We start from the raw sequence: 16,101 nt of genomic DNA, 5'->3' as shown, positions 1-16,101 counted from the left end.
AGAACCCATGGCCGAGATCGTCCTCGACGGCATCACCAAGCGCTACCCGGACGGCTCGGTCGCCGTCCGCGACGTCGACCTGACCGTGGCGGACGGTGAGTTCGTCATCCTGGTCGGCCCCTCGGGCTGCGGGAAGTCCACCACCCTCAACATGATCGCCGGCCTGGAGGACATCACCGGGGGCACCCTGCGGATCGGCGGGCAGGTGGTCAACGACCGCGCGCCCAAGGACCGCGACATCGCGATGGTGTTCCAGAGCTACGCGCTCTACCCGCACATGACCGTCCGCCAGAACATGGGCTTCGCGCTGCGGCTCGCCAGGACCGACAAGGCCGTCGTCGCCGCCAAGGTCGAGGAGGCCGCCCGGATCCTCGACCTCACCGAACACCTCGACCGCCGGCCCGCCCTCCTCTCCGGCGGGCAGCGCCAGCGCGTCGCCATGGGACGGGCGATCGTCCGCGACCCCAAGGCGTTCCTCATGGACGAACCGCTCTCCAACCTGGACGCCAAGCTGCGGGTGCAGATGCGCACCCAGATCTCCCGGCTCCAGCGCCGCCTCGGCACCACCACCGTCTACGTCACCCACGACCAGGTCGAGGCGATGACGCTCGGCGACCGGGTGGTGGTGCTCCGCGCGGGCGTCGTCCAGCAGGTCGGCGCGCCCCAGCGGCTCTACGACGAGCCGGCCAACCTGTTCGTCGCCGGCTTCATCGGCTCGCCCGGGATGAACCTGCTGCACGGACGGCTGGAGGAGGGCGTGCTGCGCACCGCGCTCGGCGACCTGCCGGTGGGCGACCGGCTGCGCCGGGGCCTCACGGCCGCCGACGCGCCGCGCGAGGTGGTGGTCGGCATCCGCCCGGAGCACTTCGAGGACGCCGCACTGCTGGAGCACCCGGTCGGCGGAGCGACCGTCACGGTCGGGGTCGAGGTCGTGGAGTCGGTGGGCTCGGACGTGTTCGTGCACTTCACCGTCGAGGGTGATCCGGTCGTCGGGGGCGGTCTGGAGGAGCTCGGCGCGCAGCAGCGGGAGGCCGGTGCCGGGGCGCCCGGGCGGGAGGTGGTGGCGCGGATCGGCACCGCCACCCGGGCGGCCGAAGGGGCCCCGCTGGAGCTGTGGATCGACACCGAACGGCTCCACGTCTTCGACCCGGCGACCGGAGCCGCGCTGAGCGGGGGCGGCGGCGGTGCCGGCCCGGCGGGCGGGACGGGCGGGACGGGCGGGACGGACGGTGCCGGCCCGGCGGGCGGGACGGCGGGCTGACGGGATCGAGGGGCGTGACCACGCGGTCGAGGTGCCGGTCCGGGCCGTTCGGGCGATCATGGGGAAACGCGCCTCGAAAGGTGGAATGCGATGTTCCAGCTCCTGTGGATTCTGCTCATCGGCTTCGTGCTGGGGGTGCTGGCCAAACTGATCCTCCGCGGACCGCAGTCGATCCCGTGGTGGCTCACCATGCTGCTCGGCGCGGCCGGCGCCTGGCTGGGCAATGCGATGGCCGGCTGGATCGGCGTCCGCCACACCTCCGGCATCGACTGGATCCGGCACCTGTTGCAGATCGGCTTCGCCGTCGCGCTGGTCGCGATCGTCGCCCCCGCCTGGAGCTCCCGCCGGTCCCGTTAGGCCGGTGACGGTGCGCCGGCCGGTCCGTCCGCGGCACCCGCGCGGACTCCGGCCGGCCCTCGGGACGTGCCCGCCCGACCGGGGGCCGGACCACCGGGACAGCCTACGAACCGCCGCGGATAGACTCGCACGGCCGTAGTACCGGACATCCGTCCGAACCGGTGCCACTGCGCGGCACCGGCCGGAGAGCACGCGAGGGACAGAACATGGTCGAGGCCTCCCCGAAGGTCGTTGTGGTCGTACCCACCTACAACGAACGGGAGAACCTTCCGGTCCTCGCCGGACTGCTCGCCGACCTCGACCTGCCCGACCTCCACCTCCTGGTCGTCGACGACAACTCGCCCGACGGCACCGGCAAGATCGCGGACGAGCTCGCCGCCGGATCCGACGGCCGCATCCGGGTGCTGCACCGCACCGAGAAGGACGGCCTCGGCCGGGCCTACGTCGCGGGCATGACCCTGGCCCTGGAGCAGGGCGCGGACGTGGTGGTCCAGATGGACGCCGACCTGTCCCACCCGGCGGCCGTCCTCCCGACCATGGTGGAGACCCTGCTGGCCGACGACACGGCCGTGGTGCTCGGCTCCCGGTACGTGCCGGGCGGCTCGACCGCCGCGGAGTGGCCGTGGCACCGCAAGGCGCTCTCCAGCTGGGCCAACTTCTACGTGAACACCATCCTCGGACTGGGCGTGCGGGACGCCACCGCCGGCTTCAAGGCCTGGCGGGCGGAGACCCTGCGGGCGATCGACCTGTCCTCGGTGAACAGCAACGGGTACTCGTTCCAGGTCGAGCTGAACTACCGGGTGGTGCAGCGCGGACTCACCGTCAGGGAGGTGCCGATCCGCTTCGAGGAGCGGGTCAAGGGCGCGTCCAAGATGAGCCTCTCCGTGCAGGTCGAGTCCGCCCTCGCGCCGTGGAAGCTGCTGCGGGACCGGCGCCCCCGCCCCTGAGGGCGCGGGGCGGTCGGACGACCCTGGGTGGTGTGAACCGGCGCTTCGGGGAAGAAGGTCCGCATGTCCCTGCTACCGGACTCCGTCGCCGCCGCGGTCCGCCGCGGCACGCGCGAGCCCTTCGTCGTCCAGACCGTCCGCGCGACCGTCGCCGCCACCCTCTCCTACGTGGTGGCGACCTGGCTGAGCAGCGAGCCCGCCCCGCTGACCGCGCCGCTCACGGCGCTGCTGGTCGTCCAGGTCACCGTCTACTCGACGCTGACGACCAGCATCCGCCGGGTCAACTCGGTGGTGGTCGGGGTGCTGATCGCGATCGGCTTCAGCTCGGTGGTCGGGCTCTCCTGGTGGAGCCTGGGGCTGGTCATCCTCGCCTCCCTGGTCGTCGGGCGGTTCGTCCGGGTGGACGAGTTCGTCCAGGAGGTCGCGATCAGCGCGATGCTGATCCTGGGCGTCACCAAACTCGCCTCCCAGGCCTGGGACCGGGTCCTGGAGACCCTGATCGGCGCGGTCGTCGGACTGCTGTTCAACCTGCTGTTCGCGCCACCGGTGTGGGTCGACACGGCGGGCGAGTCGATCGAGGACCTCGCCCGCCGGGCCCGGCAGCTGCTGCTCGACCTGGCCGAGCAGCTCGACCGCCCCACCCCCGTCGCCCACGCCGCCGAACGGCTGCACGAGGCGCGCCGGCTCGACCAGGCGATCGCCGACGTCGACGCCGCGCTCCGGCAGGCCGAGGACAGCCTGCGGCTCAACCCCCGGATCAGCGAGGGGCTGCTCTCCCGGCTGGTGCTGCGGACCGGCCTGGACACCCTGGAGATCTGCGTGGTGGTGATCCGGGTCCTCGCCCGGTCGCTCACCGACCTCGCCAAGCGGCGCCCGCCCGGCGAGCCGCTGGTCGCCCCGGACGTCGCGGTGGCGCTGGAGGAGCTGCTCGCGCACATCGGCGGCGCGCTGGTGAGCTTCGCCGTCCTGGTCACCACCCAGGTCAGCCGGAACGCCGAGGAGGCCGAGCAGCGGCTGACCGCCGAGCTGACGGCCGCCTGGGCGAGCCGGGAGAACGTGGCCCGGCTGCTGCTCGACCGGGTCCGCGAGCATCCGGAGGCCTGGCAGCTGCACGGCGCACTGCTGGCCGAGGTGGACCGGATCCTCGACGAACTGGACCTGGAGCACCGCAGCCGGCGGCTGATGGAGGAACTGGACCGGGCCTCGGTGGCGAACCGGGAGCGGTTCTCCCGGCTCGCCTGGCTGCGCCGGCTGGTCCGGGGCGAGCGCCTGCGGTCCGGCCGGCTGCGGCGGAAGCGGAGCTGACGGACGGGAGGACGGGGGCGAGAGGGCGGGGGGCGAGAGGGCGGGAGGACGGGCCGTCAGGGCGGTCCGTCCGGGGAAGGGGAGTTCAGGGGCGGGCAGGGGCGGGTGTGCGCCGGGGTCAGCCGCGGGCGGCGTCGAGCAGCTGCTGGATGTCGATCTTCTTCATCTGCAGCATCGCCGCGAAGACCCGGTCGGCCTTGGCCCGGTCCGGGTCGTTGACCAGGTCGAGCAGCACGCGCGGGGTGACCTGCCAGTTGAAGCCCCAGCGGTCCTTGAGCCAGCCGCACTGGCTCTCCTGGCCGCCGCCCTCCTGGAGCGCCTCCCAGAGCCGGTCGACCTCCGCCTGGTCGTCGCACTCGATCTGGAGCGAGACCGCCTCGGTGAACGGGAACAACGGGCCGCCGTTGAGGGCGACGAACGGCCGGCCGCCGAGTTCGAAGCTGACGGTCAGGACCCGGCCGGGGACGCCGGGGCCCGGCTCACCGTAGTGGGTGACCCCCGTGATCCGGGAGTCGGGGAGGATCGAGGTGTAGAAGCGGACGGCTTCCTCGGCGGCGTCGTCGTACCAGAGGCACGGAGTGATGTTCTGCATGGAGCCGACGGTAGCGGCGGGCCCCCGGCCGGGCGGCGGTGCCACGGCCGGGGGTCACCGGTTCGGCGCCCCGGTTCGGCGCCCCGGTCGGGCGTCCCCGGGCCGGCGCTCCGGGGGCCGGTGGCCACCTGCCGTGGTCACCGGCCGCCCGTCAGGTGCTCAGTGCACCCATCCCGCGTACCGCTGGGTGAACCGCAGTCCGGTGGCCGCGGTGACCACCACGTCGTAACGGCCCTCCTTGTCCAGCGGCCAGGCGAGGTTCGTCTGCTTGCCCGGCTTGACCCGGACGGTCTGCGCGGTGCCGGCGAAGTCGTTCGGCACGGCGGTGAAGCAGACGTCCGTCATGCCGTCGTTGACCAGTTGCAGGGTGAGCCGCCGGGAGCCGGAGAGGTCGGCGGTGACGATCGGCACGCCGACGTCGTTCTGTCCGTCGGGGTGGACCGGCCCGTTCGCCCCGTTCACGCCGGCGGGGCCGTTCACACCGTCCCGGACCACGGTGCCGGCGAAGCGGCGGACGAAGCCGTCGGGGCCGTGGACGGTGAAGTCGTAGCGGCCGTTGGTCGACGCGGCCTCCCACAGGTACGTCGCGGAGGCGCCCGGCGCCACGGTGAACGGCGTGCCGGCGAACGGGTGGACGATGTTCGGGTAGACGGTGTACGGGAACGCGACGGAACCGTCGTTGGTCATGGTGCAGGTGACCCGGCCGGTCCGCCGGTCGACCTCCACGTCGGCCCAGGGCTGGTACGGCAGGTGGCGGTGCGGCCGGTCGCCGCGCTCCTGGACGGGCATCGACTGGGCACCGGTGGCGGGGAGCTGGACGCCCGGAAGCTTGGTGCCCGCGTCGGCCCGGGCCATCAGGGCCGTGGTGTCCGGGAGTTGCGGTATCGAGTGGTTCGGCGCGGCGAAGTCGAAGCAGCTGGTGAGGTCGCCGCAGACGGCCCGGCGCCAGGCTGAGATGTTGGGTTCGGCGACCCCGGTGACCTGCTCCATGAAGCGCAGGACGGACGTGTGGTCGAAGACCTGGGAGTTGACCCAGCCGCCGCGCGACCAGGGCGAGGCGACCCAGAGCGGGACACGGTTGCCGAGGCCGATGGCGCGGCCCTGGGTGAACTCCTCCGGGGTGCCGGGCTCGGGGGTGGGCGGGACCATGTGGTCGAAGTAGCCGTCGTTCTCGTCGTACATGACGAGGAAGACGGTGTGCTTCCACACCTCCGGGTTGGACATCAGCGACTGCAGCGCCTGGTTCACCCAGTGCGCGCCGTACGCCGGACCGGCCTCGGGGTGCTCGGAGAACAGGTAGGGCGCGACCAGCCAGGAGACGGTCGGCAGGGAGCCGTCCTTGCAGTGGGCGTCGAAGGCGGCCGGGTCGAACTTGGTCATCGCGTTGACGTACCGCGGGTCGTCCTTCGGGAAGGCGTGGAACTGCCGGAAGTACGAGAGTGCGTTGTCGTCGTAATCGCCGGTGCGGTCGTCCTTGCTGGGGTTGTGGTAGACGCGCCACGTCACGCCGGCCTGTTCCAGCCGCTCCGCGTACGTGGTCCAGTCGGCGACGGGGTTGTCGGTGACCGGCGTGTTGTCGATCCAGGGGCCGGTGGTGCCGTCGCGGCCCGGGCCGGCGGTGCCGGTCCACAGGTAGAGGCGGTTGGGGTCGGTCGGGCCGGCGAGCGAGGTGAAGTAGGCGTCGCAGAGGGTGAACGCGTCGGCCAGCGCGTACTGGTAGGGGATGTCCTCGCGCGAGAAGTAGCCCATGGTGCGCTCGCCCTTGGCGGCGATCCACTTGTTCATCGCGCCGTTGTTGATCGCCTGGTGGCCGGTGGCCCAGTCGTGCGGCAGACCGCCGGCGTTCTGCGCGTTGTACTTGGAGGTGTCCATCCGGTACGGCAGCATCGCACCGCCGTCGCTCCGGCGCGGGTCGGGCTGGCGGAACACGTCGGCGCCGTCCGGGAACTGCAGCGCCTGCTTGTCGCCGAAGCCGCGCACGCCGTTCAGGGTGCCGAAGTAGTGGTCGAAGCTGCGGTTCTCCTGCATCAGCACGACGACGTGACGGACGTCCTCGATGGTGCCGGTGAGGCGCCCCGGCGCGGGCGCCGCCGTGGCGGAGGTGGTGGGCAGGCCGGTGAGGGCGGCGGCGCCGGCGGCGGCGGTGGCGCCGACGAAGGTGCGGCGGGAGAGCTCGGACATCGCGGACTGGCCTCTCAGAGCTGGAAGGTGGCGACGGCAGCGGCGGCGTCGGAGGGCCACTGGTTGGCCGCGAGCGCGGCCGGGTCGGTACCGGTGGCGGGCCAGTCGGCGACCAGGGTGTGCGCCTCGACCAGCTTCAGCGGGCCCCGGTGGAGGACGTAGTCGATCCGGTCCTGCGGCTCGGCCTTCCCGGCGGCGCGCTGCCTGCGGGTCGGCGACCAGGTGACCCCGGCCGCCTTGGCCGGGTCGCGGTACTCCTCCCGGAAGGTGTCGGTCAGGCCGGCGGCCTGGAGCGCCGTGGTGACCGGCCAGGCGACCGGGCCCGCTCCCCCGTGCGCGGCGGCGGTGGCGGCCGTCCAGTCCAGGTGGGAGGGCGAGGCGAGCGCCCCGGCGAGCACCACCGGGACACCGGCGGCGGCGTCGGCGGCGAGCGCGGCGGCCAGTGCCTTCGCCTGCCGCAGGCGGAGCGAGCCGTTCTCGGCGGCGACCACCTGGGCGGCGGTCCGCCCGTCCTGGACGGCGTACGGGCCGTAGTCCGACTCGTCGAGGTGCGCGGCCCAGAACCGGACGGTGCGACCGCCGGGGAGTCGGAGGGTGGCACCGGCGGCGGGGAGGTCCGCGGTGGGCGGGGTGACCGCGGTGAGCGGGTAGCGGCTGAGGATCCCGACGCTGCCGGGGCTCTGGTAGACGTGCCAGCCGAGCGCGTCGGCCAGCGTCCGGGCGGCGCTGCCGGCGGTCTCCTGGAGGCCGAGCACGTCCAGGCCCTGGGCGAGGACGACGCGCAGCTGCTTCTCCACCGCGTCGGTGAAGCCCGCGCCCGCGTCGGCGAGGTTCCAGGAGGCCGTCTTCAGCCGGAGCGGACCTGCCGGTTCGGCCACCGGGACCTGCACGGTGACGGTGTCGGTGGCGCCCGCGCCGTCCTTGACGCCGACGACGAGGAGTTCCGGGTCCCGCGCGGGCCGGCCGGCCGGGGCGGTGCCGGTGACCGTGCCGTCGGCGCCGACGGCGAGCCAGGCGGGGCCGCTGATCTTCCGGAACGCCGCGCTGCCGGGCGGGTTCCCGGCCGGTCGGGACCAGAGGCCGCCGAGCCGGACGCTGACGGCGGCGCCGGGCGCGACGGGCGTGGCGGTGAGCGCGTCCACCGCGGCGTGCGGGCGGACCACGGCCGGCTTGGGGCGGAACGTGAACGGCGCGGTCTGGGCGAGGACGCCGTAGCCGTCCTTCGCCAGCAGGTAGGCCGTGTACGGGCCGCCGGTGAGCGCCGAGGTGTCGAGCTGGACGTCACCGGATCCGGCCGGTGTGTACTTCCAGAGCAGCGAACTTCCGGTGCCGGGCCTGCGGTCGCCGTCGTAGATGCCGACCCAGTTCTTGGCGTCGGGTGCGTCGGTGGTCCAGTGGAAGGTGAGGCGGTCGCCTTCGACGGGGAGCGCGGGACTCGGGGGGATGGCGAGGCTCAGGGTGCTGCCGGTGGCCACGGTTGTCCTGTCCGCCGCTCGGGCCGGCCGGCGGGGGGCGTCGGACCTGGCCCGTCCACGGCTGGTGACGGGGGCTGGGGAGGGTCGACCCACTGACAGTTGGCTGTACAACTGTGGGGCCGGGCCCATTCATCCGAAGGCCGGCGACCGGGACGTGAACGATGCGTGACGGAAGGTCGGGCGGTGCGGGAAATCCAGGACGGGTTCAGGTGGGCGGGTGGGGATTCGGTGCCGGGGGGTGGGGGTTCGGTGGTGCCCCCGGGTGCGGCAGACCCCGTACGGGCAGGGCCGGTTGCGGCGGGTCGTCCCGCCCCGGCCCTCCCCCGGCACCCTCAGGAACGCTGGTGGCGGTCGTGCTCCGCCCCGACGTCCCAGCGGGACTCGACGTGCGCCTTGAAGTCGTGGAGGTCGTCGATCACCCGGCGGTCGACGAAGCCGAGCGCCTCCCCCACCCGTTCGATCAGGCCGTGCGGCTCGACCTCCAGTTGCAGCATGACCCTGGTCGCCTGCTCACCCAGGCGGTGGAACGTCACCACCCCGGACTGCCGCACCTCTCCGGCGACGGCGGCCCAGGCCAACCGCTCGTCGGGCACCAGCTCGGTGGTGCGGGCCTCGAACTCGCGGCGCGCGCCCGCCACGTCCACCACCCAGCGCGTGCGCCCCTCACCGAGCCGGTCGATGCCGACCACGCCCCGCATGAACTGCGGGAACTCCTCCAGCCGCGTCCACTGCTCGTAGGCCGCCGCCAGCGGCACGTCGACCTCGACGGACTGCTCGATCCTGGTCATCGCGGAATCCCTCCTCCGACGGGCCGGCGACCGCAGGGCGGTCGCCGCTCACAAGCCCGTCTGCCCCGGAACCTCCGGGGCATGTCGGCCGGACCGCTGCGGACTTCACCGAATCGGACGTTCCCCGGACCGGCCCCTGCGGGACCGGGCGGGAGCCGCCACCGCGTCCGCCCCACCACGGTGAGCCCGCCGCGATCAGCCGGGCTCACCGGTCAGTTCGGCCACCGTGTCCGGCCAGTGGATCAGCAGGTGCTCGGTGCCCGGGGGCACCGCCTGCCAGGTCCGGCGCAGGAAGGCCGTGAGGTCGTCCGCCCCCAGGACCAGGATCGCCCAGCCGTCGTCGCCGTGGAACTCCACGCCCACCGTCCCCGGCTGCCAGGGGCGGACGCGCAGGTCCCCGCGGCCCGCCGGGGCGCTCAGCCCCTGGCCGAACAGTTCCCTGGCCGCCGTCCAGCAGAGCCGCCCCTCCGGGTCGAGCGCCGCCTCGGCGCCGAACCCGACCGACATCGCGAAGGGGTCACCGGTGTCGTAGCGCAGCTCCAGCAGGACCCGCCTCAGCTCGGGCCCGATGATGCACGCCTCGACGACGTCCTCGATGATCCGGAACACGGGACCCCTCCTCCCTCGGTTCGCCACCATGGCTTCGCCCGGCTACCCCCGTCCGCCGAGTGAATGCCTACCGCACGGCGATCGGTTCGGCAACGGACGTCCGGCGGACCGGCCCGGGCGCCTTACTCCAGCCCGCGGGCCGAGCGGAGGCGGGTGGAGAGCGCGTCCGGATCGACGACCGGCGCCGGGTAGCCGGCCGGCGGGCTGTCCAGCCGCCAGGGGCGGTGCACGGCCCGCCCCCGGACGTCCGCGAGTTCGGGCACCCAGCGCCGCACGTAGGCACCGTCCGGGTCGAGGCGGTCCGCCTGGGAGAGCGGGTTGAGCACCCGGTTCGGGCGGGTGTCGGTGCCGGTGCCGGCCACCCACTGCCAGTTGAGCTGGTTGTTCGCCAGATCCCCGTCCACCAGCAGCCGCAGGAAGTGGCGGGCGCCGATCCGCCAGTCCCGGTAGAGCGTCTTGGCCAGGAAGGAGGCCGTCACCAGCCGGGCGCGGTTGTGCATCCAGCCCTCGTGCGCGAGCTGCCGCATGCCCGCGTCGACCAGCGGGAAGCCGGTCCGGCCGGTCCGCCAGGCCTCGCACTCCTCGTCGTCCTCCGGGAGCCACCGGTCGCCCCGGTCGCGGTAGTCCCGGTGAGCGGCCTCGGGCCGGGCGGCCAGCACCTGGTGGTGGAAGTCCCGCCAGGCCAGCTGACGGACGAACGCCTCGGCGCCCTCGTGCCCCTGCCGCTCGGCGTCGGCGACCAGCTCGCCGACGGAGAGGCAGCCGAAGTGCAGGTACGGCGAGAGGCGCGAGGTGCCGTCGGCGCCGAGGTCGTCGTGCAGGTCGGCGTAGCGCTCCAGCGGGTACCGCTGCCAGAGCCGCCTCGCGGTCCGCTCGCCCCCGGGCGGCAGGGCGGGCGAGTCCGGCGCGGCGGTGGGGACGGGTTCGCCCGCGATCCCCTCGGGGGTGCGCAGCGCCCGCGGCGCGCGGTGGACGGTCCGGCGCGGGGCCTGCGACCAGGCCCGGAAGTACGGCGTGAAGACGGCGTAGTGGTCCTTGCCCGCCGGGGTCACCGCACCGGGCACGGCCACGGTGAGGGAGCCGTCGTGGACGTGCAGCCGGTCGCCGAGCTGCTCGCGCAGGGCCTGCTCGCGACGGTGGGCGAAGGCGCTCACCCCGGCGGCGACGTGCACCGAGGCGGCGTCCACCTCGGCGGCCAGCCGGGCGGTCGCGGACGCGGACCGTCCCCGGCGCAGGACGAGGCGGCCTCCGAGCGGGCGCAGCGAGGCGTCCAGGTCGGCGAGGCAGTCGGCGAGGAAGGCGGCCCGGTTGGGCGCGGCGAAGCCCACGGCGGAGACGTCCGGGTCGAGGACGAAGAGCGGGACGACCTCGTCGGCCGCGGCGGCGGCGGCGTGCAGCACGGGGTTGTCGTGCAGGCGGAGGTCCTGGGTGAGCAGAGCGATGGCGACGGTCATCAGTGGCGGCCCGGTGGTGGTGGTCTGACGGTGATGGTCTGACGAGTGGTGGTCCGACGGGTGGTCCGACGGGTGGTGGTCGGGAGGTTGCGGTCGGGGGCCGGCTCCGGCAGGCCTCCGGGCAGGTGAGCCTTCCAGTCCGGCGCGCCGAGCGGGGCGCGGCGCGCCGGTGGCTCCCTGAACCGGGATGCGGCGCGCCCGGCGCGGGCGGCGGAAGCGCGGGGCGGCGGGGCGCGGTGGGAACCGGCGGGCACGGACCGGGGGCAGTGGTTCCGCCGTTCGGGTGATACCCGGCGGGCCGGGCCATCCGCCCCGCCGGCTGCCGCGAAGCGGTGGTGTCCGGTCCGGCGCGGTGGGAGGCGCCGGCCGGGCGGCGGGGGCGGGGTGCCGTGTCGAGTCGGTCCCCGCCCCGCCACGGCCCCGGTCCTGACCGGTCGGCGCAGGCCGGTCAGGACCGGGCCGACGTGTGCACCGACGTGTGCATCGACATGTGTACCGGTGCGGGCGTGCTCGGGGTCAGCGGCGGGCGAGACGGCGCTCGCCGCCCGCTCCGGGGGTGTAGGCGAGCCCGTAGTGCGCGAACACGGCCGCCTCGTCCTCGGCGGGCAGGACGTCGTCGACGCCGATCGACGGCGCCTGCTTGACCTGGGCCTTGGGGAACGCCACCCGGAGGTACCCGGGGCCGACGACCGCCCCGTCGAGCGGTACGAAGACCAGCCGCCGCCGGGACACCAGGCCGACCGTGACGGTCGCGAAGAACGGCTGGTCGCTGGCGGTCTCCACGTAGACGGACTCCAGCGCGCCGATCCGGTGGTCCTTCTCGTCCACGACGGCCTGTCCCCGCCACTCCCTGATGTCGGCCGTACCGATCACGGCGACCATGGCGACCTCCCGTTGCCGCCCGCGTGCGGCGGCCCGTCGACTGGGCTGAGCCCCGGACCCTCCCATCCTGCTCCGGGGCACCCGGGACCGCCCGCCGGGGACCTGCTCCCCCGGCCGGGAGCAGGCGCGCGGAGGGAAGCCGTCCCGGCCCGCGCCGAGCCCCCTCCCCGGCCCCGCTCCGAACGCGTCCCCCGACCGCACAGGAGCCCCGAACGAGGACCAACGCGCCCATTTCTCACAACGGGGGGTGAACCGACCATCCGCCCACCGGGCCCCTCCCGAGCACCTACGCTGTGCGCCGACGGATCGTCAGATCATGGAGGTGCGGAGGCAGTGGTGGGCTACGACAGCATGTGGGAACCGGGCGAGCCCGGTGTCCCCGCGGACCTGCGCCCGGAGATCCCGCACCCGGCCCGGATGTACGACTACTACCTCGGGGGCAAGGACAACTTCCCCTCCGACCGGGCCGCCGCCGAACGGGCCCTGGCGGCCAACCCCGAGTTCAGATCGACCGCGCGCGCCAACCGGGCCTTCCTCACCAGGGCGGTGCGCAGCGTCGCCGCCGCGGGCATCGACCAGTTCCTCGACATCGGCACCGGCATCCCCACCGCCGGCAACACCCACCAGATCGCCCAGGCGGTCGACCCGGGCGCCCGGGTCGTCTACGTGGACAACGACCCGATCGTGCTCGCGCACGCCCGGGCCCTGATGGGCGGCACGGCCGTCGGCCGGACCACGGTGATCCAGGCCGACCTGCGCGAGCCCGAGAAGCTCCTCGACGCCGCCGAGGCAGAGAAGCTGCTCGACTTCGACCGCCCGGTGGGCCTCGTGCTGGCGGCCGTCCTGCACTTCGTGCCGGACCACCAGCGGCCGTACGACGCCGTCCGCACGCTGCTCGACGTCCTGGCCCCCGGCAGCCATCTGGTCCTCTCGCACGGGACGGCGGACTTCATCCCCGCCGCGGTGCGGGACCGGGTCACCGGGGTCTACGACAGGGCCACCGCACCGCTGGTCGGCCGCACCCGCGAGGAGGTGGGGGCGTTCCTCGACGGGCTGGAGGTCCTGGACCCGGGTGTGGTCACCGTGCCGCTCTGGCGGCCGGAGGGCACGCCGGAGGCCGGGGCCGACCGGGTCAGCATGTACGGCGCGGTGGCCCGCAAGGCGTGAGGCCCGGCGACGCCGGAGGGCCGGACCGTGCGAGCGCCGGGGCGGGATCACTGCCGGTGAGCGGTCAGGCGGTCAGGTCAGGCGGTCAGGTCAGGCGGTCAGGTCGAGGAGGTCCAGCAGCGGCGGGTCCAGTGGCCACGGCAGCCCTCCGGGCGCGGCGGCAGCCGAGGCCGCGAGCCGGAGGGCGCCGAGCAGGGGCGGGCCGTCGGGCTCCCGGAGGCGGGCGGCGGGGAGCCGGGCGGCCAGCGCGTCGAGGGCCGCCCGGCGGACCGGCCCGAGACGGAAGAGGCCGCCGGTCAGGGCGAGCCGGGGGTCCGTGAGGCCGACGGCGGTGGCGGCGGCGGTCGCGCTCGCGGCGATCTCCTCCCCCGCGCGCCGGACGATCGCACCGGCGACCGGGCAGCCCTCCTCGGCCGCCGCCACCACGTCGGGGGAGAACGCGGCGAGCAGCGCGGCGCGGTCCGGACGCGGCTGGAGCGCCGCCGGGAGACCGGGCGCCGGGCCGTAGCGGCGTTCGGCCGCCGCGAGCAGCGCGGGCGATCCGCCGGTCCGCCCGTCGTACGCGCGCAGGGCCGCCGCCAGGCCCTCGCGGCCCAGCCAGCCGCCGCTGCCGCAGTCCCCGAGCAGCTGACCCCAGCCGTCGGCGCGCCGCCAGCCGGTCTCCGCGCGGTAGCCGATCGCGACCAGGCCCGTCCCGCCGGCCACGGTCACCCCGGCGCCCGTGCCGAGCGCGCCGACGTGCGCCGCGACCGAGTCCCCGGCCAGCACCAGGCGTTCGGCTCCGGTGGCGCGGGCCAGCGGGCCGGGCAGTCGCGCCGCGAGCGCCCGGCCGAGCAGGGCCATTCCGGTGGCGCCGACGGCGACCGCGCCGATCCCGGCCCCGGGCGGCAGTCCGGCGGCGAGGGAGCCGAGCGCGGGGAGCAGCCGGCCGAGCAGCGCGTCGGCGTCCTGCCCGGCGGCAGCCGCGGACACGCGGGCGGCCCCGGCCACGTCGGCCGTCCGGGCCCCGGCGAGGTCGGCGGGCCACCCGGCGGGGGCGACGGCCACCCGGAGGCCGGACCCGCCGACGTCGACGCCCACCACCCAGGTGTCCTCGGCGCGGCCTGCGGAGGCGGGCCCCCGCCGCCGGGCGGTGGCGGGACTCCCGTGGTCAGGCATGGTGGCGCTGCGGGGTGCGGCCGCGGGTGACGGCCTGGCGGGTGCGGTCGAGGGCGTCGGCGGCGCGGGTGTCGAGGTACTGGGCGAGGCGGACGTAGAGGCAGTCCACGACGGTGAGTTGGGCGGTCCGGCTGACGGTCGCACCGGTGCGGCGGTCGCTCTCCCGGCCGGCGAAGGTGAGGACCCGGGTGGTGGCGGCGGCGAGCGGCGAGCCCGGGTCGCTGGTGAGGGCGACGGTGGTGGCGCCGCGCCGGGCGGCCTCGGTGACCGGGTCGAGGACCTCGGGCGTGCGGCCGGAGTAGGAGATGCCGACGGCGACGTCGGCGGGGGTCAGGTGCGCGGCGCCCATCAGGGCCCGGTGGACGTCGGAGCGGGCGGCACAGACCAGGCCGAGGTGCTGGAGCTTGTACTCCAGGTCGGCGGCGACCACGGCCCCGGCCCCCGCCGCGTACACCTCGATCCGGCGGGCCGAGGCCAGGGCGTCGACCACCGCGTCCAGGGCGTCGAGGTCGAGTTGGGCGGCGGTGTCCTCGGCGGCCCGGGCGCTGAGGCGGGCCACCTTGGCGACCACGGTCCGGGTGTCGTCGGCGGCGGTGACGTCCCCGTCGGCGCCGACCCGGACGGCGAACTCGTCCGCGGCCGCGACCTGGGCGGCGGCGAGGGCGAGCCGCAGATCGGGGTAGCCGCGCAGGCCGAGGGTGCGACAGAACCGCGTCACCGAGGTGTCCGACACCCTTGCTGCGGCGGCCAGTTGACTGATGCTCAGGGCAGCCGCGGCGGCCGGGTCGGCCAGCACGCGTTCGGCGACCGCGCGTTCCACCGGCGACAGGGAGGGCAGCCTGCCCCGCAGTCGCACGATCAGAGCCTGGGCCGACGTGCGGTCCACGACATCCCTCCCACATCCTGTTGCCCACCGATGTTGCTCTTCCACATTCGAAGAGTTCTGTGCGAGAATCCTCGACATCCCGACGGGTGTCAACCTCGGGTTCGTCCGAAGTGTGCCATCACCGACCCGGGAAGGAGACCGCGCCGTGTCCCGTGCCGCCGTCCTCACCACCCGGGCCCACGTGGACTTCTGCCGCGTCACCACCGCCGCCTGTCCGGCCGTCGCACCGCTTCGCTGACGCCCCGCGCCGCACCGGCCCACCGCCGCCGCGCGCCCACGCACCCGCCCCACCGAGGATCACCCGTGCCTGCCCCGGCCGTTCCCCCCGCACCCCTGCCCCCCGCACCCCTGTCCGCCCCACCGTCACCGCCCGCACCGGCACCGGCGCCGTCACCCGCGTCCGGGCCGGCGGCGTCCCCGGCGGACGCGGCACCCCCGCCGCTGCGCGGCGCGTACGTCTTCGACCGCACGCTCGCCGCCGCCGACCCGGACGGCCGGGCGCGCCTGCTCGACGGGCTGGCGGCCACCGGCCTCACCACCCTGATCACCAAGGCGGACGCCGCCACGCCCGCCCTGTCCGCCGCCTGCCACGCGGCGGGACTCCGGCTGGTCGGCAGCGTGGCCTGCCTGAGCGACCACGCCGAACCCGCCGAACGCCGCCGACCCGACCTCCGGCCGGTGTCCGGCGACGGGCGGCCGTGGCAGCAACGCGAGTGGTACACCGGCCTGGTCCCGACCGACCCGGTCCACGGCGAGCGGCTGGCGGAGCGGTGCGCCGGGGCGGCGGCCGGCGGTCTCCTCGACGGGCTGGTCCTGGACTTCCTGCGCTGGCCGCTGCACTGGGAGCAGGAGTTGCGGGCGGGGGCCCGGCCGCGCGGCGCCGGCGCACTGCCGACCCCCCGCCCCGACGACACCCCCCCCCCCCGCATCCCCGACCCCCGAACACACCCAGCCCCGCCCCCAACCCCACCCGCAACCCCCCCCCCAATGCAACCGTCATCCGACGCGTCGACCCGGTGCCCCCCCCCCGCCCCCCCCA

General features: G+C 75.2%; 15 protein-coding genes. 6 read left to right on the top strand and 9 right to left on the bottom strand.

Annotated features, from left to right (window positions below; all coding sequences use genetic code 11):
* The first annotated feature begins 7 nt into the window (after positions 1-7).
* From ugpC to ABZY91_RS22960, 4 genes are all read left to right on the top strand, one after another.
* Complete coding sequence (gene ugpC, locus ABZY91_RS22975; RefSeq protein WP_355404898.1) at positions 8-1,261, top strand: sn-glycerol-3-phosphate ABC transporter ATP-binding protein UgpC; 1,254 nt, start codon at positions 8-10, stop codon at positions 1,259-1,261.
* A 90-nt stretch (positions 1,262-1,351) separates the two neighbouring features.
* A complete protein-coding gene (locus ABZY91_RS22970; protein WP_329881178.1) occupies positions 1,352-1,618 on the top strand; it encodes a GlsB/YeaQ/YmgE family stress response membrane protein in 267 nt (88 codons plus the stop codon).
* Positions 1,619-1,824: 206 nt separating this feature from the next.
* Entirely contained in the window at positions 1,825-2,565 is a 741-nt protein-coding gene (locus tag ABZY91_RS22965; protein WP_355404896.1) for a polyprenol monophosphomannose synthase, read from the top strand.
* A 63-nt stretch (positions 2,566-2,628) separates the two neighbouring features.
* The gene (locus tag ABZY91_RS22960) at positions 2,629-3,870 is read left to right on the top strand and encodes an aromatic acid exporter family protein (RefSeq protein ID WP_329881180.1); all 1,242 of its coding nucleotides are present in this window, start codon (positions 2,629-2,631) and stop codon (positions 3,868-3,870) included.
* A gap of 118 nt (positions 3,871-3,988) precedes the next feature.
* On the opposite strand, the gene ABZY91_RS22955 is transcribed toward ABZY91_RS22960, so the two are convergent.
* The 7 genes from ABZY91_RS22955 to ABZY91_RS22925 form a co-directional block, all read right to left on the bottom strand.
* The gene (locus tag ABZY91_RS22955; protein WP_329881182.1) at positions 3,989-4,462 is read right to left on the bottom strand and encodes a VOC family protein; all 474 of its coding nucleotides are present in this window, start codon (positions 4,460-4,462) and stop codon (positions 3,989-3,991) included.
* Between the two features lie 159 nt (positions 4,463-4,621).
* Positions 4,622-6,643, bottom strand: coding sequence for a phosphocholine-specific phospholipase C (locus ABZY91_RS22950; protein WP_355404894.1), 2,022 nt, complete (start codon positions 6,641-6,643; stop codon positions 4,622-4,624).
* 14 nt (positions 6,644-6,657) lie between these two features.
* Positions 6,658-8,118: an endonuclease/exonuclease/phosphatase family protein gene (locus ABZY91_RS22945; protein WP_355404892.1), complete on the bottom strand. Its 1,461-nt coding sequence runs from the start codon at positions 8,116-8,118 to the stop codon at positions 6,658-6,660.
* Between the two features lie 332 nt (positions 8,119-8,450).
* Positions 8,451-8,906, bottom strand: coding sequence for an SRPBCC family protein (locus ABZY91_RS22940; protein WP_329881185.1), 456 nt, complete (start codon positions 8,904-8,906; stop codon positions 8,451-8,453).
* 195 nt (positions 8,907-9,101) lie between these two features.
* On the bottom strand, positions 9,102-9,515 hold the full coding sequence (locus ABZY91_RS22935) for an SsgA family sporulation/cell division regulator (protein ID WP_355404890.1): 414 nt from the start codon (positions 9,513-9,515) through the stop codon (positions 9,102-9,104).
* 122 nt (positions 9,516-9,637) lie between these two features.
* Positions 9,638-10,969 carry a deoxyribodipyrimidine photo-lyase gene (locus tag ABZY91_RS22930; protein WP_355404889.1) on the bottom strand — a complete coding sequence of 444 codons (1,332 nt, stop codon included), beginning with the start codon at positions 10,967-10,969 and terminating at the stop codon, positions 9,638-9,640.
* Between the two features lie 516 nt (positions 10,970-11,485).
* Positions 11,486-11,842, bottom strand: coding sequence for a PRC-barrel domain-containing protein (locus ABZY91_RS22925; RefSeq protein ID WP_329881329.1), 357 nt, complete (start codon positions 11,840-11,842; stop codon positions 11,486-11,488).
* Positions 11,843-12,187: 345 nt separating this feature from the next.
* On the opposite strand from ABZY91_RS22925, the gene ABZY91_RS22920 reads away from it, so the two are divergent.
* A complete protein-coding gene (locus ABZY91_RS22920; protein WP_355404887.1) occupies positions 12,188-13,018 on the top strand; it encodes an SAM-dependent methyltransferase in 831 nt (276 codons plus the stop codon).
* A 90-nt stretch (positions 13,019-13,108) separates the two neighbouring features.
* On the opposite strand, the gene ABZY91_RS22915 is transcribed toward ABZY91_RS22920, so the two are convergent.
* Together ABZY91_RS22915 and ABZY91_RS22910 are read right to left on the bottom strand one after the other, a co-directional pair.
* A complete protein-coding gene (locus ABZY91_RS22915) occupies positions 13,109-14,176 on the bottom strand; it encodes a BadF/BadG/BcrA/BcrD ATPase family protein (protein ID WP_329951825.1) in 1,068 nt (355 codons plus the stop codon).
* Positions 14,169-15,062, bottom strand: a complete 894-nt coding sequence (locus ABZY91_RS22910) for a MurR/RpiR family transcriptional regulator (protein ID WP_355404885.1) — start codon at positions 15,060-15,062, stop codon at positions 14,169-14,171. The genes ABZY91_RS22915 and ABZY91_RS22910 overlap by 8 nt, the downstream gene beginning before the upstream one ends.
* A gap of 303 nt (positions 15,063-15,365) precedes the next feature.
* Here ABZY91_RS22910 and ABZY91_RS22905 point away from each other — a divergent pair.
* Positions 15,366-16,101 (top strand): hypothetical protein (locus ABZY91_RS22905; RefSeq protein ID WP_355404883.1); only part of this gene is annotated, 736 nt, incomplete at its 3' end.

The organism is Kitasatospora sp. NPDC002965 (genome assembly GCF_040611255.1).
Taxonomy (GTDB): Bacteria; Actinomycetota; Actinomycetes; order Streptomycetales; family Streptomycetaceae; genus Kitasatospora.
This window is presented reverse-complemented; position numbering and strand designations above follow the sequence as displayed.